The organism is Parapontixanthobacter aurantiacus (genome assembly GCF_009827635.1).
Lineage (GTDB): Bacteria > Pseudomonadota > Alphaproteobacteria > Sphingomonadales > Sphingomonadaceae > Parapontixanthobacter > Parapontixanthobacter aurantiacus.
Genome location: NZ_WTYW01000003.1, coordinates 98,172 through 117,697 on the forward strand (window position 1 = coordinate 98,172; position 19,526 = coordinate 117,697).

The following is a 19,526-nucleotide window of genomic DNA, read 5'->3' on the forward strand; positions in this document are numbered from 1 at the left end:
AATTCAATCAGGAGATCCCCCTTGCCCCAGCTTTACACGATGCCCGGAACCTGCTCGCTCGCATGCAATATCGCGGTCGCATGGATCGACGCACCCGTCGAAATCGTCAACATGGCCTATGGCGATCACAAGAAAGACGCATTTCGCCAAATTAACGACAAGGCGAAAGTGCCCGCAGTAAAGCTCGACGACGGTTCGAGCCTCACGGAAGCGGCCGCCATTCTCACATGGCTCGGCGCGACCTATGGCGGAGAAGCATATGCCCGCGACAAGATGCTCGGCTATCGCGAGGCGGAGGCGCTGTCCTACATGACGTCGGAAGTTCACGCGACGTTCGGACCGCACTTCGCCGTCGAACGCTCGGTCGATGACGAGGATTGTCAGGATGCGGTCAAGGAAAAGGCGTATGAGAACCTTGGCAAGCAGTTCGAACGAATGGACGGCATCCTGGGCGACGCCGGCGGCGAATGGTACCTCGGAGAGCGCTCGTTCGCCGACGCTTTCCTCTATGTGCTCACCAGGTGGATCGCACAGACCCCGCTCGATATCGCGGACTACCCGAACCTGCAGAAGCATCGCGAACGCATGGAGCAGGATGAGGGGGTGAGGAAAGCGCTCGAACGCCAAGACATGGAGCCGATCGGAGGTTAGACTTCGCTCCGCGCCGAAGTCTTTTCGACAGGCTTACTGGCTCGACTTGCGCGCCAGCCGTTCCGCGCCTTGACGACGGCGCTTTTCCTGTAATTCGAGGCTGTGGCCTTTTGCAAGGGTACTGTCGGCCATGACGGCCCCTCGCTCGCCCAGTGGTCGCTCCGGCCCGACCGTCGAATCTTCGAGTGTCTGGCGTTCGATCTCGGCATTGACGACCGCTCCGAGCAGCACGCTGTAAGCCGAGAGAAAGAGCCACATAAGGAAGACCACGATGGCCGCAAGCGACCCGTAAGTGGCGCTATAATCCGATATGTAGGCGACATAGCCCGAAAAACCGAAGGAAATCAGGACGAACAAGGTGGTCGCCATGACCGCTCCCGGCGTCAGCCAGAGCCAGCGTGCGGCGCGGCGATCCGGTCCGAACCGCATGATCATCGCGAAGCCGATGCTCGCCAGCAGAAAGGCAACCGCCCAGGTCAGTACCGAAACGAGGCGGTCTGCCGTCGGGCCTAGAACGTCAGAGGATGCGGTCTGCAACCACGCGAAGACGGTGCTCGTAAGAACGCCGGTCAGCGCAATGCCGATCGCAGCCAAGGTCAGCCATAAGGCCTGAAGGCTCGTCTGCAGGATGTTCCGGCTCTCATGCTCTTCATAGATGACATTGAGAGCAGCCAGCATCCCGTTTGCTGCGCGCATCGCCCCGTAAATTGCAAACGACAGGGCGAGAGCAAGCGATACGCCTTTCACACCGGCGCTCGTGGAAACCACGGCCAATAGCTGTTCCTCGACTATGCTTGCTGCATCGGCGGGAAGCAATTCGGAGACGGTCTGCATCTGTGACTGGACCGTCTCGATATCGCCGACAAGACCGTAGGTCATGACCGTCGCGGCCAAGAGGGGCGTGATGGCGAGGAACGTGAAGAAGGCGACGCCCGCCGCCAGCAGGTTCAAATTATGGAAGCCGATCATTGCCCAGACACGCTTGAATACCTGCACCCAAGCCTTGCGAGGCATGGACCAGGGCGACTTCGCTCTTGCGCCGGGCGCTTCGATCAGCGAGGAAGTGTCCTGATCCGGAGTGGGCGAAGGATTGAATTGCGTTTCGGACGCCGAAGGCTGGTCGTTATCGTGCATCAGGCTTCGTTACACGAGTAAGGGTCGTTTTCAATGCAGGCTTGGCGAACGAGCAGCGGGGTCAGAAAGGCGCGATACGCCTTGCTCGTCGGCGCAGCGACGTTTGCCCTCGTATCGTCTCCCGCATTCTCGCAGGAGGCCGAACAGCCTGCCGATACGACCGAGGAACAGGCAGATCAGCCTGCCGACGAGCAGGACGCTTTGCCCGTTCCGCCGCCACCTGCTGGCGCCAGCCTGCCCGAAATCGAACGCGTCATTACCGACGAGGAATTTGCCGAGCGCGTCCCCGATCTCGGTGTCGACGATGATGCCGAACTCGATCGAGAACTGGAATCCATCGAGGACTTCGAGCGTCGCCTCGCCGCGGAGGAAGCGGCAGAAGACGGCGAAGAAGTTCTGGCAAGCGAAGCGCCTCTCAATGAGCCTGCGCTTGCGGATGGCGATACGAGCGAAGAGATCGGCGATGCTCCTATCCGCGATGCCGAGCTCGTCGCCCCGCTTCCGCCGATCGATAGTTTCGAGGTCGAGCCCGTCGAATTCGCCGAAGCGGAAAGCGACGAAGAAGTGGTCGAGATCGCCTACGAAGTTGAACTCAACGGCATCGACGAAATCGACGAAGCGACAGATGCGAACATTCGGGACATGTTCAACGACCTCTCCGCCTTGCGCGATGGGGACGGTGATGCCGCCAACGTCGCACAAGTATCGGCGCGGCTCGAGGAAGACAGCCGCCTCATCGAACGCATCCTTGCGGCGGAAGGCTGGTACGGGGCAACCGTCGAGGCACGTATCGACCGGTCAGAGGAGCCCAACGGACAGCCACTGACGGCTGTGCTCGATGTCGCTCCGGGGCCGCGCTACAGCTTTGCCGAGATCAACATAGAAGCCGGCCCGACCGAACCTCCCGACCTCATCCGCGACAACTTTCCGCTCGAAGTCGGCGAACCCATCATCGCCACTCGTGTTCAGGCCGCGGAAGCCCTCATTGCCGTCACGTTACCGCAAGAAGGCTATCCGTTCGTCGATGTGGGACAACGTGACATTCTGCTCGACCCGGAAACGGAGGATGGGGTCTATACCCTTCCCGTGGAAACCGGCCCCCGTTCGCGCTTTGGCGGGATCGTAACTACCGGCGATCTGGCCTTCGATGCAGAACACGTCGCCCTTCTTGCCCGGTTCGAGCGCGGTGAACTCTACGACAGCCGCCTAGTGGACGATCTGCGGCAGGCGCTGATTGCCACCGGCCTTTTCAATACCGTTACGGTCGAGCCGGAACGTACCGGAGAGGATGCGGGGGAAGGAACCGAGTTCGTCACGATGCTGGTCGAGCAGCAGGCCGGCCCGCCGCGGACATTGGCTGCCAGTGCCGGTTACGGCACCGGGCAGGGTCTGCGGGTTTCGGGAAGCTGGAGCCACCGCAACCTGTTCCCACCCGAGGGTGCCGTCATTGCGAGCGCGACACTCGGAACACGCGAACAAGGATTGAGCGGCACGTTTCGACGCTCCAATGCTGGGAGGCGCGATCGCAGCTTCGAAGCCGTCGCAGAGGCGTTGCACACGGATTACGACGCGTTCGAGGCGTTTACCGGACGGCTGTCTGCTCGCGTCAGCTACGATTCGACGCCGATCTGGCAAAAGCGGATCACTTACGCATACGGCGCGCAGCTGATCGGCACGGTCGAGGACGATTACTTCCCCGAGTTTCAGGAACGCCAGAACAGAACGTTCTTCATTGGCGGGCTGACTTCGCAGTTCGGACTTGATTTTACCGAAAGCCTGCTCGATCCGACCAAAGGTTTCCGCGTGACGGCGCTCGTGGAACCGGAGGGCTCGTTGCAGGACGGGTTCACCCCTTATGTCCGCGCGCGCGTGGATGCGTCCGGCTATTATCCTGTTGGGGATTCCATCGTTCTCGCCGGACGTGTCCGCCTCGGCACGATCCAGGGAATCGAGCGCTTCGACCTCGCACCGTCGCGTCGGTTCTATGCTGGCGGCGGGGGATCGGTGCGTGGTTTCAGTTTCCAGGCGCTCGGCCCCCAGACCGTCGAGCCCAATCCGAACTTCGATCCGGACGATCCCGACGAGGAGGACGATCCGTTCATCTCTCGCCCGATCGGCGGTCGCAGCCTCAACGAGGCCGCAGCGGAAGTGCGCTACCGGTTCGGGAATTTCGGCGTCGTCGGTTTTGTCGATGTCGGGCAGGTCTATGAAAGCGAGTTTCCGGAATTCGACGATCTGCGCTTCGGCGCCGGTATCGGCGGACGCTATTACACCAATTTCGGTCCGCTTCGCATCGACATCGCAACGCCTATCAATCGACAGGAAGGCGAGTCCCTGATCAACGTCTACGTCTCGATCGGACAGGCGTTCTGATGGTCGAAGCTGCCGAACCCATGGTTGAGGAAGAGCAGGAACGCGCGGCCGACGAACCGCAGCGCCGCTCCTATCCGAAGACAATCGCAAAATGGGTCGGCATCGTACTGCTTTCGCTCGTTGCACTGGTCGCCCTGCTGCTGCTCGGGCTCAATACCGGGCCCGGCAAGCGGTTCATCGCAGACCAGATCGCCGGACTCGAATTCGAAAACGGCATGGAGATCGACATCGGTCGGATCGACGGATCGATCTATGGCGAGATGGTCCTGCACGACCTTGCCGTGAGCGACCCGCAGGGCGTTTTCCTGACATCGCCGCAGATCGATATCGATTGGCGACCGTTCGCCTTCGTCAACAACCATGTCGACATTCGCAGTGCGACGGCGGAGCGAATGACTCTGCTTCGCTTGCCGGAATTCAACGAAACGCCGCCTTCCGACGAGCCATTACTGCCCGACCTCGACATTGATATTGGCGAATTGCGAATAGACCGCTTCGTCGTGGAAGAGCCGGTTACCGGTACGCGCCGTGTCGCAAGCCTTGCCGGCGAAGCCCATATCTCCGACGGCCGTGCGCAAGTGGCGTTCAACGGCGTGACCATCGGTACGCAGGATAGCGGCGGAGGCGACAGGCTCGCACTCGTTCTCGATGCAGTTCCTGAAGAGAACCAGCTCGATTTCGATCTCGATCTGCAAGCTCCTGCCGGCGGGGTCATCCTCGCCCTTGCGGGACTTGAAGACCCCCTTTCGATCGATGCGGGCGGAAGCGGCGACTGGGCATCCTGGAACGGTCGTCTGAACGCCGATCTGGCCGGAAGCGAATTCGCACGCCTCGACATAACCGCACGAGACGGCACCTTCCGCGTCCAGGGACCGACGAGAGTGGCCCGACTTGTAGAAGGACCAACGGCAGCCCTGCTCGGCCCCGTCATGAATATCGACCTGACCGCGACGGCGGAAGAACGGCGGGTCGATCTTGCCGGCAATATCACGAGCGACGCATTCCGCCTCAACACCAACGGCATCATCGATCTGGGGGAAAGCGCCTTCGATGATTTTCGCGCCTCTTTCGTCCTGTTGCGGCCCTCTGCGCTGGCCGAAAACCTCTCCGGCAGCGGCTTACGAGGCAGCGTGGCGCTAACCGGGCCATTCGCTACGCCGGTCGTGGATTATGCGATCAACGCCAATCGGCTCGTGATGAACGACATGGGCCTTGTGAACTTCACCGCCGAAGGCGAAGCGGAAATCAATGCGGATCGCATCCTCATTCCTGTTTCCGCCCGCGTCGGTCGCATCACCGGCCTCGACAGCGTCGCTGGCGGCACTCTGACCAACGTGACGCTGGCCGGGGATGTCGCAATCGAAGGTCCGCGCATCCTCTCGGACAATATGAGGATCAACTCTGATCGCATCGATGCCGAAGTGGTACTGCTCGCAGATACGTCGACCGGTCTTTACACGGGTGCAATCGATGGTCGCATCGACAATTATCGCGTGGAAAGCGTCGGCATCTTCGACATCACCACCGACATCGATCTCCAGACCGAGAACCAAGGGTTCGCCCTTGCAGGACGGGTCGGCGTGCGCTCGCAACAGATCGAAAACGAGAGCGTTCGTGACTTCCTCGGCGGGAATGCCGTGGCAGGCGCCGACATACGCTACGGTTCGAACGGGTTGGTGCAGTTCCGCAATCTCACTTTGCGCTCGCCGCAAGTTCGCGTCACCGGCGGTAGCGGCAGCTATTCGCCAGACGGCAGAATTGTCTTCAATGCCGACGCAATCACCGATCAATACGGCGCAGTGGGTGTCAGGCTCGCCGGGACGATTGCCGACCCGCGGGCCTCGATCACGGCCGAACGGCCCGACCTGGGGATTGGTCTGGCTAATCTGGAGGCTGACATTACCGGGGCGCCGAACGGCTATCGCCTCGACGCCTCCGGCGATACGGATTACGGGCCACTGACCGCGGACGTCGTTCTGGGAACGGGAGACGTCCTCTCGCTCGACATCAATAGCGCCAACCTCGGCGGAATAGATTTCTCCGGTTCCTTGCGCCAGACGCCCGCCGGGCCCTTCGCCGGCAGGCTGGATGCAAATGGTCGCGGGATCGACGGGATTGTTCGGCTCGGGGCGGAGGGCCAGTACCAGCAGGCTCTGATCAACCTTCGCGCGCGAGATGCCTCACTGCCCGGTCCGGCGCAGCTTACCATCGGCTCGGCAATCGTCGATGCTCGCATCGTACTTTACGATACCCCCTATGTCGTTGCGGATGCCGAACTGACCCGCGCCCGATTGGGAAGCCTCGATCTAACGGCGGCACGCGCCAAGATCAACTATCGCGACGGAAGCGGCTCTGCGCGGATCGTCGCCGAAGGAACGAGCGGCGTGCCGTTCCGCATTGCCGCGAATGCCCAGCTCGAACCGGAATTGTGGCGGGCCGCCCTGAACGGCAGGGTTCGCGGCATCGAGTTCCGGACCGAAAGCCCTGCAAGGATCGTTCCGGGTGATGCGGGATATCGGCTTCTTCCGACGACGATCGATTTCGGGCGCGGCAACATCCGTCTCGCCGGCACTTACGGGGACACACTCAAGCTGCAAAGCCGCTTGGAGGGCGTGGACCTTGCCCTCGTCAACACCTTTGTCCCCGGCCTCGGCATCAATGGTAGCGCCAGCGGCAGCCTTGATTTTGCACAAAGCTCGCCAGACGCATTTCCCCGGGCCGATGCCAGGCTGCGCCTGCGTAATCTTACCCGCACCACCGCGGCATCGGTCAGCCAGTCCGTCGACGTCAATTTCGTCGGCAAGCTACTGGCAGACGGCGGCGAAGCGCGCGCCGTCATTCGTCGGCGCGGAAGCGTGATCGGCCGGATGCGTGCGAGCCTCAATCCACTTCCGCCCGGCGCCGGACCTTGGACGGAGCGGCTGCTCGAAGCACCGCTTGGCGGAGGGATCAGGTATAACGGGCCTGCCGACACGCTGTTCTCCCTTGCAGGACAACCCGATCAGCGGCTCTCCGGCCCGATTGGCGTCGCCGCCGATTTTTCCTGCCGCGTATCGCAGCCCTGCCTGTCCGGAATCGTGCGTGGACGTAACCTTACATACGAAAACCAGACTTACGGCACGCGACTTTCCAACATGACGCTGAACGGTCGGTTCGACGATGACCGGTTGGAAATTCAGCAACTGGAGGCAACCGCAGGCGATGGATCGGTCTCAGCTTCGGGCTTCGTTTCGCTCGCAGCCGATAGTGGATATCCGATCGACATACAGGTCGACCTCGACGATGCGCGCCTTGCCCGAAGCGACGGGCTCGATGCGACTGCTACCGGCGAATTGCGATTGAGAAAGACCGCCGGCAGCATTGCCGAATTGTCCGGTCGCATCCTGCTGCCAGAGACCCGCTACGAAATCGTGCGCGAAGGGGCAGCCGAAGTTCCCGAACTGACCGGCGTCCGCTTCAAGCCGCCGCGCGGCCCTGCAAGGATCAGCGGGGACGAGGTCGCCGAGCCGCAGCCCGGCATCCTCGGACAGCTTCGCCTCGACATAGATCTTCAGGCGCCGGAACGCCTCTACGTCTCGGGAATGGGTCTCGAATCCGAGTGGAGCGCGGATCTGAACGTGTCCGGGACCAGCTCAAACCCAAGCATGTCGGGAGAAGTGGAACTCATCCGGGGTACGCTGGGCTTTGCCGGACGTAGTTTCGAACTGGTAGAAGGACGCATTCAGTTCACGGGCGGGCAAACGATCAATCCGGTCATCGATCTGGTCGCTCAGGAAGATATCGATGACGTGACCGTCAATGTGAATGTCGGTGGTCGCGCGATGAATCCGCAAATAACCTTCTCGAGCACTCCCGGATTGCCGCAGGACGAAATCGTCTCGCGCATCCTCTTTGGAAATTCGGTCGGCAACCTGTCAGCCATCCAGGCCGTACAGCTTGCGACCTCGCTCAACTCGCTGCGCGGAAGCGGCGGAGGCCTCAATCCACTTGGTAAATTGCGTTCGGCGACTGGCGTTGATCGGCTGCGGATTTTGGGGGCGGACGAGGCGAGCGGTCGCGGGACGGCACTGGCAGCCGGGCAGTATCTGACCGACGACATCTATATCGAACTCGTGACCGACGCGCGTGGCTTCACGGCAACGCAGATCGAGGTAAGTCTGACGCCGGCCTTGTCGATCCTCAGTCAGGCGGGCGGGGCAAACGGAACGGATGTGAATGTGCGTTACCGGATCAATTACTGATGAGGAGATACGGGTTCGCCATTGCCGCGCCACTTCTTCTGCTCGGCGGTTGCAGCGACGAACCCGATTTCGATGAACGCTACGAGGCCGCGCGCGAGGAAATCGAGACCAAGGCGCAGTTAATCGATGCCGAACTCGAAGCGACTGAGGCACAGCCGAAAGCTACGCCAACAGAACAGCTCGCGCCTTCGCTTCCCAAGGAGAAGCGCTGACGAACCGGACCGGGTGCTTCCGGGGCTACATGACTTTCAGGAGCTTAGTTTCATCTACTGCTGAATGTTATCGGCTGCATCCTGCGCCGCGTTGCCGACATCTTGGGCAGCTTCGCCGACATCGTTCGCTGCTTCTGCGATAGCGTTATCCTTGGCTACCTCCGCGCCTGACATCTGCGTCAGGAAATAAACCGCCGCCCCAACGACAATCAGTGCGATGATAAGCCACACCCATGCGCTCGAGCTGCTACGCCGTTCGACGATCGTAGTGCGCTCCACACCGTCGGCCGGTGCTTCGTGAACCGTTCTGCGTTCTTCTACCATGTCATTCCCTCGACTGGTTGCGACGGGCAGGCCGCCGGGCGAGCGAATGGTGCGCGCCGGACAGTGCAACCCGGCATCGGCGAACGGGTTCCGGTAATCGCTACACCGTCCTGAATAAGAACAGGCCTTTGACCGCTTCAACTCTACGCTTGCGAGCCACCCAGCACGCCGTCTCGCAGGATGTTTTCCGACATATACAGATAGCGTGGATCGAACCGCGCGAACTTGCGCAGCTTGTCCCAGTCGCTCGTATAAAGATCGCCGCGCCTGATATCGGCTATTTCGTCGGCTCGGAGTTTGGCGATCGCGCGATTGACGTGAATGGCGCTCAGGCCGCACATGTCAGCCAAATCCCTTTGCTTGAATGGCGTCCGCAGGCAGTGGATGATGCCGCAATCGTCGAGCCCGAGGCGAGAAGAAAGTTCAGTGTAGATATGGATGATGCGGCGCGGCGCGTCGAGCCGCTCCAGGATTTCGATCCATTGCCGATGGATGCTTGCGTCGATGAGCGTGGCCAGCCAGAGCGCACGTGCGATCGGCGGCGAGGTTTGCGCGATCCGATCAATTTCGTAATGCGGCAGGGTAGCGAGCTTTACCGGGCCGGCTGCAACTACTTCGTAGTCGAGATAAGCGAGAGTGTAATTCGGCAAGTCGATGAAGTCGCCGGGTACCGCAACTCCAACGATACAGCGCTGCTGGCCCGTCCATCTAATCTTGAAGACGAACCCTTCGACGACAAGGCAGCATCGGTTTTCATTCCCTGCCCCTGATTGAATCTTTGTCGCGTCAGGAAATTCGAGAACCTGGTCAAAGGCCTCTTCGAGAAGATGCCAGTCCTCGTCTTGCAGTACTTCGCGACGACGTCCGGCCAGAAATTTTCCGGTCAACGGAAAGTCCATCAGTACCAATCCACTGCAATCATAAAGCGTGAGTCGCTAAAGCAATCGGACCGTCCGTCGTCTATAAACCTATGTTATATTAGCAGAAATTTTTCGGTTGCGCTTTACCGACCTTCCAGAATGCCTTCGACTTCTTCCCTCACCGATCGCAATGCGTGGCTGACAAGCGGCCGATAGGAAAGTGTTACGCCCTCCGCAGAATAACCGAGGCGCTTTGCAACATCGTGCTTATCGTCGAATGTCGTGGCAGGACGCACGTAATCTCTATTCCCGTCCCGTACTTCCATTTCGACGGCAACTTCAGGCAATTCGCAAAATCGCCACACGGCGCTCAAACATCGCTTCGGATCCTCTACGAAATCTTCGTAGCGCAACACCATGACGCGATGGAGGTACGGCAGATCGCCGAGCATCTGTCGGTACGAATTGCACACATATTTGGTAAGCGCGGACTGCGACTTGCTCGACCACTTTTCGGTCGCAGCGGCGACGATTTGCGGGTGTCGGACCAGGATTACGAAGTTTGCGAGCGGAAACAACGCCTGCAGCAATCTGGCGTGCACGAGATTGACTGGCGATTTTTCGATCCGCCACTGATGGGATTTGTCGAACCAATGTGCCCAGTCCCGTTCGATCCGCATCTGCGTTTCGAGGGAATTGAGAAAACTGTCTTCGGTAAGATGTTCGTGAGGATTGCAGCCAAACTCGCCGGGAACGCCATGTTTGGCAGTGTGGGGAATGGCGCCCTGAAGATAGCACCCCTCGTTTTCCGGAACCGGGGCGCCCTTTATTGCAGCAATGTCGGGATGGGCGGCTATGCTTCGTGCTAGCAGGCTCGTGCCGCTGCGATGGAGCCCGCCGACGAACAAGTAACGGTGAGGCAGTTTCGCTTTAGCAGCCGACCGTCTTGTTTTCATCTCATCCCCGGCTACCGTCATTCACATCCCTACCTTTTTGCATAAAGAAGTTCGCATCGATCAATGCCACACTGAGCACCTTATTTCCCGAATGATGGAACGGTCAGGTTTTCTCTGCGCTTCACAATAAGTTCCAGTACGAGAAAGCCCTTCCATGCGTATTGCCGTATTGGCACATATTCGAAATCCAATATCGGAGCCGTTTAAGGGAGGGATGGAAGCGCACTGCCGTTCGTTATGCGACGGCTTGCGCCGAAAGGGACATGATGTCGTCCTCTTCGCAAGCTCCGGTTCTGAAGATCCGCACTTATTCCCGATCTGCGATTTCCCCTACGACGACGTCCTTCCCTGGGATGAGTTTCGCGGAACACCGGAACTATACGATTATCAGGCGAAAGCGTTTGCCAATGCATGGCGAGAAATCGAGGCCGGAGACTTCGATGTAGTTCACAACAACTCGTTGTTCGTCGAAGTCATCGAATGGGCCGACCGCACCGGCTTCCCTTGCGTTACGTCGCAGCACGTTCCGCCGTTTCGATTGATGAGCGAGCAGGTCTGCGCCGCTCGCTCGCCTACTTCGCTCTTCACTGTGACCTCCCAAAGTCAGAGGCCGCTCTGGCCGGCGGATTGCCTCGACAAGATCCGTGTCGTTGCTAACGGCGTGGACTGCGCGTTCTGGAAGCCTGCAAGCGAAGTCGGTAACCACTTCGTTTGGGCCGGCAGGATTACGCCGAACAAAGGGTTGGCCGAAGCAGTGGCCGCCGCCGGAGAAGCGAATGCGCAGTTACGCATCTTCGGCCCGATCGAGGACAAAACTTACTACAACACCATGATCGCACCGAACCTGACCGACGCAATCGCCTATTGCGGTCATCGGGACCGGGATTTGCTCGCTCGAGAATTCGCGCGCGCGAAGGGCATGCTCCTGACGCCGATGTGGGACGAACCATTCGGGCTCGTCGCGGCGGAAGCGCTCGCTTGCGGGACGCCCGTCATTGCTTTCGATCGCGGTGCCATGCGAGAAGTCGTCGCATCCTGCGGCACTGTCGTACCCCGCGGCGATGTCGGCGCGATGGCTCGGGCTATGGCTTCGATCGAAACGATCTCACGTCAGGAGTGTCGCCGTCATGCGGAGCGACACCTTTCGATCGACGCGATGATCGAAGGCTACGAGGACTGCTACGCTTCGGTTTTCTCGGGCAAACGGGTCGATCGTTCCGCCGAAGCAAAAGCGTCGGCCTCGCGTTCGAGCGTTTCCAGCACGGCGGAACTGCTCGCGTAAGGTTCGTGCTCCTGCTGGCGGGTGAGTTGCAGATGCGCGGGCGTTGGGTCGCGCAATTTTATCCAGTCGTCGCCGTCCCTGTCGATCAAGCCCATCAGGCGAAACGCACGCAGCCAATGCTGCATGGTCGGCTCGCCCCACTTCTCCTGAAATACCTTCGTATTGGCAAGGATGCTGTCGAGATGATGGACGGGGGGCATATGATGCGGATGATATTGATGAAACGCCTTTGCCCCTCTTACCCACCATAGGTCGGTCCCGGCCTCCCAGAGCATGCGTCCGAAATCCGTGTCTTCTCCGCCATAGCCCCGATAACGCTCGTCGAAGCCGCCAAGTGACGTGAAGACAGCTTTCGGTAATGCGAAATTGAGCGACCAGAAGCACCGGTAGTCGCTGCACGCGCCAATCGGACCCGCCGGCGGCCCCGGACGCTCCGAATGACGAACCGCGACGCGTTCGAAGAGGTCGAAGTCCAGACAGCTTCCTGCTATCCCTTTCGGAAGATAGCCGACTTCACCCATCAGCAGCCCTCCCGCCGTGGATGCACCGCGCCGGTAATCCGCTACCAGCGACGGGCTCGGGATGCAGTCGATGTCGAGGAAGATCAGAAGTTCGCCCGAAGCTTGCGACCCTGCTGCATTGCGGGCAGCGGCAAGCGGCATGTCGCTTCCTTCGAGTAGGATCTGACGAACGGGAAATTCCGTCTGAGGCACGTCGTATCGCTCGTCCTGCATCACACCGATGACGAGTTCGTGCGGCTGCTCGGTTTGCGCTTGGAGCCCTCGCACCAGATTGCGCAGATGGTCCGCTCTACCGTGACCGAGCGTACAAACTGAAATCTTCAACCGACGACCTCCAGTCGTTCCATGCCCGGTCGGGAAGAGGTATCTCCCCTGAGGGCAAGACCGTTCAACCACTCGGCGGCATGCGAGGCGGCATTTTCGTCGATGATGACCGGTCGATGTTTCAATTCGAGCGAACGGGCCCTGACCCACAGACCTGTCCAGGCGCCGCGGTGCGACGGCCAGGTCCGCGATACTGCAGCCAGTCCTTCACGCTCTAGAACCTCAGCCTTGCATTGTTGCTCGTCGAAATAACGCCATTCGGGAACGACGATCCACGGTTTGCGGGCGGCAAGTATCTCATGCACCGTCGTATTCCCGCACGAGGACACGATCCGGTCGGCAGCCGCTATCCACTCGCGGGGGTTATCGACCCAGCCTTTATGTTCGAGGTTGACCGGGGGCGTCTCGTGCCACTCGCTCGTAACCTTGCCGATGGTGAACCATCGAGTTTCCGGTTCGCCTCTCGCACCGAGCGTCAATGGGGCCGTCGGCAAGCCGCTTCCGCCCCCTCCGCCAATGACGACCACGACATCTTCGTGGGTAGGAATATCCAACCGCCTGCGCGCTTCGTCGCGTGAAGGCAGGTTCGCTACATCTAGTCCCACACCGGCAGCATGGAAGGTCTTACGCAGCATCCAGTCCGGCCTGTCTGACTGTTCAAGCGATCGATGATAAGGCGCCAGCAGTCCGATGGCCGCCTCATAACTTGCCATATGCCCCGCATCCCCGCGCTCGCCATGTTGCAGAACCGCGACGTGAGGCACCGAACAGAGCCTGGCGAATTGTCCGAGCTCAGCAGAGACATCCGTTACGAAGAGGCTGGGCTTCGCTTCGTCGAACCACCCAGCGAGAATTGCCATGGCGCTGCGAATGCTCGGCCATCCACATGGCGCGCAATGCATCGTTTCGGGCGTCGACAGATCAGCGAGGCGATCGTTCTCATCTCCCGTTGGCTCGAAGAGCGACGGTATGAGCGTCAGTTCTATGCGCTCGTCCAGAGCCGGAAAGATGTCGGTCCGAGCAGAGAAGAGCGTTACCGGCCTGCGCGATACGAGTTCGTTGGCGATGGCGGCAGCGCGTTCCGCATGGCCCCGCCCCTGATGATGGACGAAATATCCGACGGGTCCGGCCACGCTCACGCTGCCTTGCGTTCTGACGAGTTGCGGCGCGAACGGGCATGATACGCCACGATCCCTTCGAGAGCACCGGCAGCGTGCCTTCGCTGCGCGACGTACAGCCCGCGCTGTCCCACGAGATCGGAAAGTTCACCCGAATAATTGGCGACCATAACGGAATTCTCACAGATACTGAGCATGTCGTGATCGTTCCCGCTGTCGCCGATGGCTATCAATCGTTCGACGGGAACGCGGAGCCGTCTGGCGACGTGAAGCATGGCAGCTCCCTTGCCGGCACTCGCTGGCAACACGTCGAGCAGGTGTCCGTGGCTCAGGATCACGCGCGCTTCCAGCTTGTCCTCTTCGAGACGCCGACGAACCTCGTCGACGACGCCCTCCTCTCCGACGAAATAGCTGCGCTTGAACCGACGTTGCTCGTAATTAGCTTGCGGCTCCAACCCGGGCACGTCGTCGAGAGCCCGTTCGACTTCCTGGGGCCGCCAATCTCGTTCGATCTGGTCGGCGAAGTCGGTGTCAAGGGTCAGTCCATCGTTGCCAGACCAATAGATTTCCGATCCGACGGAGGTGATCCAGACGGTCGGCTGCGGCAAATTCCACTCGCGAACGATGCGCTGCGCTTCGATGATGGAGCGCCCGGTCGCGATCGCAAAAGCATCATCGTCTCGGCGAGCGAAGAACCGTGCAATGCGGCGTGCGCCCTCGCGGCACCCGGTCAAGGTATTATCAAGATCGCTGACGACGAGATGGTGGTAACTTTGCGATAGCTTTGATCGCATTTGTGGATCGACGACTTCCTCGGCCAGCATCATGAACTTCTCCGCGTACCGATCCCAGGTCATGCTATGCGCGCCCGAGTGACCGTTAATAGCAGCCGCGTTCCACTTATCCTTATCGTCAAGCAAATCGATGATAGCCGCTTCGATCTCGCCTATGTTTGTCGGATCGACGAGCGTTCCGTGTTGCAGTTCTCTAACGATATCGCACGGCCCACCAACTTTGGTCGCGACGACCGGCACGCCGTAAAATGCAGCCTCGACTAGAGTAAGGCCGTAAGGCTCGATCAGCGCCGGATTGACGAACACGCCCCGGCCCTCTGCCGCAAGCGCGTAAAGGCCGCGGACTTCCCTGCGCGAATGGTGTGGCGGGTAGGCAATCGAGCCGTAGAGTTCGTGCTGGTCGATTGCGTCGATAATTTCGCTAATGACCTCGTTTTGCTCGGCTTCGCCCTCAAGCAAACCTTTCCGCTGGCCGGCGAGAAGTACCAGGTTCGCCCTGCCGCGTAGTTCTTCGCTGCGACCGAAGGCTTCGACGAGGCCGATGAGGTTCTTTTTGCGAACTGCTCGCGCAACGGCGAGGATCACGGGTTTGGCTTCATCTTTCAGGAAGGGCGCAACAAGTTGTCGTGCCGCATCGATATCCGAACGGGTCGCAGGCTCAGCGCAGACACCCGGCGTGATCCGATGAATGCGGTCTATCCGGACAGAGGGATAGGCGGTCAGTTGGCGTTCGCATTCATCGCGCGACGAGGCGATTATTCCGGCGGCATGCCCGATCGCCGCGTCTTCCTCAGCAATCCTGTCGACGAGGCCGATATTGCGCTCCGCCCCGGCTTCGAGCTTGTCGAGGCCGAGCGAATGGGGAGTATAGATAAAGGGGATGGAGAGCGCGTCCTTGATCTGCCTTGCGACATCCGCGGCATCGGCGAAATGTGCATGCACGATGTCGGGCAACCGATCTCGCTGGCGCAGATTCTTTATTAGCGCTGCAACGAAAGCGGCCCGGTCAGCGGCCAGTTGTTCCTTGGCGAGATATTTGCGATTGCCGCTGTCGATCCGGGTTATGGCCAGCTTTGGATTGAGATATTCCTCGGCGATTGCATGTTCCCTGCCCAGCCTCTCGTCATCGAACAGTCGGGTGACGATTTCGGCACGATCGACATCGTCCCGCCGGGACAATGCCTCCATCTCTCCGAGTATGTAGGTTATGTGCCCGCCGGTATCCTCGGTAATCCCGTATTGTACTGGTTCGCCTCGAATGCACCCACCCAAGGCGATCGACAGGATATGCAAATCGAAGCCTTTCTGTTTCCTACTCCGCAAAAACCAATCCTTCGGGCGGTCATTCGTTTCAAATCAATCGAATGTTAAACTTAGTTTATGTTTGCTGGTATCAGTGAAAATCACGCGATTTCGGTATCACGCTGACATTGCGTGGATGATGTGCGTGACTGCCCGTTCCTAGTTTGGAAGGGAGCGGTGAATTGACGTGATCGGCGCGTGCGACATCGTGCCTCAGGAGGTCGTCCGACAGGAAGGACAGCCGGTCGCTGTCGTCATGAATACGCTGCGCCACGACATGGATGACGTCGTCGTCCATCTGCACGGTCCCTTCCACCGCCATCAGACGCGCGCTCATGATCGTCTTGCGAAAGCGTTTCAGCACATCGGGCCAGATGACGAGATTGGCTACTCCGCTCTCATCTTCCAGCGTGATGAAAACGACCCCCTTAGCGCTTCCCGGCCTCTGTCGGATGAGTACCAGTCCGGCAACCGAGACGCGCTGATTGAAGCGGCATCCCCTGAGATCAGCCGCTTTCGTGAAGCTTCGGCTTTGATAACTGCCGCGAAGAAAGCTCATGGGATGCTCCTTCAACGAGAACCGCAAGGTCTGGTAATCCGCAACGACGTGTTCGCTGAGCGGCATGGCCGGCAATATGGCCGGGACGTCGGACCCCTCGTCGCGCTCCCGGGCGTAGGTGAAAAGGGGCAGGTCGGGCGCATTCTTGATTGCGCGGGCATCCCACAGGGCCGCCCGGCGATCCTTCCCCATCGAGCGATAGGCGTCGGCAGCGGCAAGTATCTGGATCGATCGTGCGCCGACCTTCGCCCGGCTGCGCAAATCCTCGACCGTCTGATAGGGCTCGTCGCGTCGGGCGAGGAGCCGCGCCGCATCCTCCTGCAACAGCCCATCCACCTGTCTTAGCCCTAGGCGCAGGGCGAGTTGCCGCTTACCGTCGATTACCTGCCATTCGACGGTATTGTCCCACTCGCTGTAATTCACGTCCGGCGGATAGACGCTCACGCCGTGCTCGCGGGCATCGCGCACGATTTGCGCCGGGGCATAGAAGCCCATAGGCTGCGAATTGAGAAGCCCGGCAGCAAAAATGGCCGGATAGTAATGCTTGATCCAGCTGGACACGTAAACGAGATGGGCAAAACTTGCCGCATGGCTTTCGGGAAAGCCGTATTCCCCGAACCCTTCGATCTGGCTGAAACAGCGGGCCGAGAACTCCGGATCGTAGCCGCGCTCGACCATCCGGCCGACCATCTTTTCCTTGTGTTCGGAAACCATCCCGCGCGAGCGGAAAGTGGCCATTGCCTTGCGCAATTTGTTCGCTTCGGAAGGCGAGAAGCGGGCCGCCACCATGGCGATCTTCATCGCCTGCTCCTGAAATATCGGAACGCCGAGCGTTCGTTTCAGAATTTTTTTCAATTCGTCCGGCGGCCCGTGTTCCGGTCCTGGCGAAGGATAAAAAGGAGCCTCGCGCCCTTGTCGCCGCTTCAGATAGGGGTGGACCATGTCGCCCTGGATCGGGCCGGGCCGAACGATCGCGACCTGGATGACGAGATCGTAGAAGGTCTTGGGTTTCAGACGCGGCAGCATGTTCATCTGCGCCCGGCTTTCGACCTGGAAGACGCCCAGCGAATCCCCTTTCTGCAGCATCGCGTAAACTGCCGGATCCTCCTGCTCGATATTGGCGAGCGTCAGTCGGCGTTCGCAATGCGCCTCGACGAGTGCAAAGCATTTGCGGATACAGGTGAGCATTCCCAGCGCCAGAACGTCGACCTTAAGGATACCCAGAGCCTCGATATCGTCCTTGTCCCATTCTATGAAGCTGCGCTCGGGCATCGCGCCATTCCCTACCGGCACGGTTTCCGTAAGCGGACGCTGCGTCAGGATGAAACCGCCGACATGCTGCGAGAGATGGCGCGGCAGGCCGATCAGCTGATTTGCGATGGTTATGACGCGGCGCAGATGGGCGTCAGTGAGGTCTAGACCGGCCTCATGGATGTTGAGATCGTCGACTTCGGAACCCCAGCTACCCCACACCGTCTTGGCGAGCGCGCTCGTCACGTCTTCCGACAGCCCCATCGCCTTGCCCACCTCGCGCACTGCCATGCGGGGGCGGTAATGAACCACCGTCGCGCACAGGCCGGCACGGGCGCGGCCATATTTGGCGTAGATATGCTGAATGACTTCCTCGCGCCGCTCATGCTCGAAATCGACGTCGATGTCCGGCGGCTCCTTGCGCTCCTCGGAGATGAAGCGCTCGAACAACAGGTCGCAGGTCGCCGGATCGACCGCGGTGATCTGCAGACAGTAGCAGACCGCGCTGTTCGCCGCAGAGCCCCGCCCCTGACACAGGATATCCTGACTGCGAGCGAAGCGGACGATGCCGTGAATGGTGAGGAAGTAGCGCGCGAACTCCATCTTCGCGATCAGCGCGAGTTCCTTGTGCAAGACCGCGTGGATGCGGTCCGGTATGCCGTCCGGATAGCGCTCCTTCGCACCCTGCCACGTCAATTCAGCCAGATATTCGTCGGCATCCTTGCCCTCTGGCACGGTCTCATGGGGGTATTCGTAACGCAGTTCGTCGAGCGAGAAGGAACACGCATCGGCGACGATCCGCGTCTGCGCGATGGCGTCGGGCCAGTCGGCAAACAGGCGCTGCATTTCTGCCGGTGATTTCAGATGCCTTTCCGCATTCGCATCGAGCAGCCCGCCAGCATCGAAGATCGTGGTCTTCTCCCGGATGCAAGTCATCACGTCCTGCAAGGGACGATGCGTCGGAGCATGGTAATGCACGTCATTGGTGGCGAGGAGGGCGAGATCGTGCCGCTTCGCCAGTTCCTGCAACCGGTTGATCCGCGCCCGGTCATCACCACGATAAAGCCGCGATACCGCGACATGGCTAAGCGCCGGAAGCATTCGCGCCATGTCTTTTAGCTTTGCGGAGAAGGCGGCAATGTCCGCTTGCGGTATGGCGATGAGAAAGAATTCCTCGCCGAGGGTGCGCGCGACATCGGCTAGCGTCAGGTGACACGCGCCCTTCGCCTGCCACTTGCCTTCGGCATCCTCCATCTTTCCCGCCGAAAGCAGGGTGCATAATTCGCCATAGGCATTTCGCGTGCGAGGGTAGGCGTAGAGCGAGGGCGCATCCAGAAGATCGAGCCGGCAACCGATGACCGGCGTCAGCTTCGCCTTCGTCGCTTCCGTGTGCAGCCTCACGATACCTGCCAGCGTATTGCGATCGGCTATGCCCAGCGCGTGGTGCCCCAGTTCATGAGCCGTCGTGACGAGATCGATGGGCTGCGAGGCTCCGTGCAGGAAACTGTAACAGGTCGTCACGCCCAGTTCGACATAGGGTGCGGGCGGGTTGGGCCGGTAATCCTCAGGATTGGCGAGCGTTCGCTTGTCCGGCGTGAGAGGGGCTTCGGGCATTGCGAGCGCC

13 protein-coding genes are annotated in these 19,526 nt (G+C 60.1%); 5 read left to right on the forward strand and 8 right to left on the reverse strand.

What is annotated here, in order from left to right; translation table 11 throughout:
• Positions 1–21 precede the first annotated feature (21 nt).
• Positions 22–651, forward strand: coding sequence for a glutathione S-transferase family protein (locus GRI38_RS10930; protein ID WP_160683692.1), 630 nt, complete (start codon positions 22–24; stop codon positions 649–651).
• Between the two features lie 33 nt (positions 652–684).
• Here the strand turns inward: GRI38_RS10930 and GRI38_RS10935 are convergent, their stop codons facing one another.
• Positions 685–1,785 (reverse strand): YihY/virulence factor BrkB family protein, encoded by a 1,101-nt coding sequence (locus GRI38_RS10935; RefSeq protein WP_160683695.1) that lies wholly within the window; start codon positions 1,783–1,785, stop codon positions 685–687.
• 33 nt (positions 1,786–1,818) lie between these two features.
• Here GRI38_RS10935 and GRI38_RS10940 point away from each other — a divergent pair, with 33 nt between their 5' ends.
• From GRI38_RS10940 to GRI38_RS10950, 3 genes are read left to right on the forward strand one after another with little or no spacing between them, the layout of a single operon-like run.
• Complete coding sequence (locus tag GRI38_RS10940; protein ID WP_160683698.1) at positions 1,819–4,158, forward strand: autotransporter assembly complex protein TamA; 2,340 nt, start codon at positions 1,819–1,821, stop codon at positions 4,156–4,158.
• Positions 4,158–8,399 carry a translocation/assembly module TamB domain-containing protein gene (locus GRI38_RS10945; protein WP_160683701.1) on the forward strand — a complete coding sequence of 1,414 codons (4,242 nt, stop codon included), beginning with the start codon at positions 4,158–4,160 and terminating at the stop codon, positions 8,397–8,399. The genes GRI38_RS10940 and GRI38_RS10945 overlap by 1 nt, the downstream gene beginning before the upstream one ends.
• Positions 8,399–8,611 (forward strand): hypothetical protein, encoded by a 213-nt coding sequence (locus GRI38_RS10950; RefSeq protein ID WP_160683704.1) that lies wholly within the window; start codon positions 8,399–8,401, stop codon positions 8,609–8,611. Before GRI38_RS10945 ends, GRI38_RS10950 begins: the two co-directional genes overlap by 1 nt.
• Before the next feature lie 54 nt (positions 8,612–8,665).
• On the opposite strand, the gene GRI38_RS10955 is transcribed toward GRI38_RS10950, so the two are convergent.
• From GRI38_RS10955 to GRI38_RS10965, 3 genes are all read right to left on the reverse strand, one after another.
• Complete coding sequence (locus tag GRI38_RS10955) at positions 8,666–8,935, reverse strand: PLD nuclease N-terminal domain-containing protein (protein WP_160683709.1); 270 nt, start codon at positions 8,933–8,935, stop codon at positions 8,666–8,668.
• Positions 8,936–9,078: 143 nt separating this feature from the next.
• Entirely contained in the window at positions 9,079–9,834 is a 756-nt protein-coding gene (locus tag GRI38_RS10960) for a Crp/Fnr family transcriptional regulator (RefSeq protein ID WP_160683715.1), read from the reverse strand.
• A 104-nt stretch (positions 9,835–9,938) separates the two neighbouring features.
• Positions 9,939–10,751: a sulfotransferase family protein gene (locus tag GRI38_RS10965; RefSeq protein ID WP_160683718.1), complete on the reverse strand. Its 813-nt coding sequence runs from the start codon at positions 10,749–10,751 to the stop codon at positions 9,939–9,941.
• 214 nt (positions 10,752–10,965) lie between these two features.
• Between GRI38_RS10965 and GRI38_RS10970 the strand changes: the two genes are divergently transcribed.
• Positions 10,966–12,033: a glycosyltransferase gene (locus tag GRI38_RS10970; RefSeq protein ID WP_160683722.1), complete on the forward strand. Its 1,068-nt coding sequence runs from the start codon at positions 10,966–10,968 to the stop codon at positions 12,031–12,033.
• Here GRI38_RS10970 and GRI38_RS10975 read toward each other — a convergent pair.
• From GRI38_RS10975 to GRI38_RS10990, 4 genes are all read right to left on the reverse strand, one after another.
• Positions 11,931–12,878, reverse strand: coding sequence for a glycosyltransferase family 2 protein (locus GRI38_RS10975; RefSeq protein WP_160683725.1), 948 nt, complete (start codon positions 12,876–12,878; stop codon positions 11,931–11,933). The two genes, GRI38_RS10970 and GRI38_RS10975, sit on opposite strands and share 103 nt — an antisense overlap.
• A complete protein-coding gene (locus tag GRI38_RS14295; RefSeq protein ID WP_337191284.1) occupies positions 12,875–14,011 on the reverse strand; it encodes a glycosyltransferase in 1,137 nt (378 codons plus the stop codon). The genes GRI38_RS10975 and GRI38_RS14295 overlap by 4 nt, the downstream gene beginning before the upstream one ends.
• 2 nt (positions 14,012–14,013) lie before the next feature.
• Positions 14,014–16,113: an HAD-IIB family hydrolase gene (locus tag GRI38_RS10985; protein ID WP_160683732.1), complete on the reverse strand. Its 2,100-nt coding sequence runs from the start codon at positions 16,111–16,113 to the stop codon at positions 14,014–14,016.
• Positions 16,114–16,183: 70 nt separating this feature from the next.
• Entirely contained in the window at positions 16,184–19,516 is a 3,333-nt protein-coding gene (locus tag GRI38_RS10990; protein WP_160683737.1) for an error-prone DNA polymerase, read from the reverse strand.
• Between the last annotated feature and the right edge of the window lie 10 nt (positions 19,517–19,526).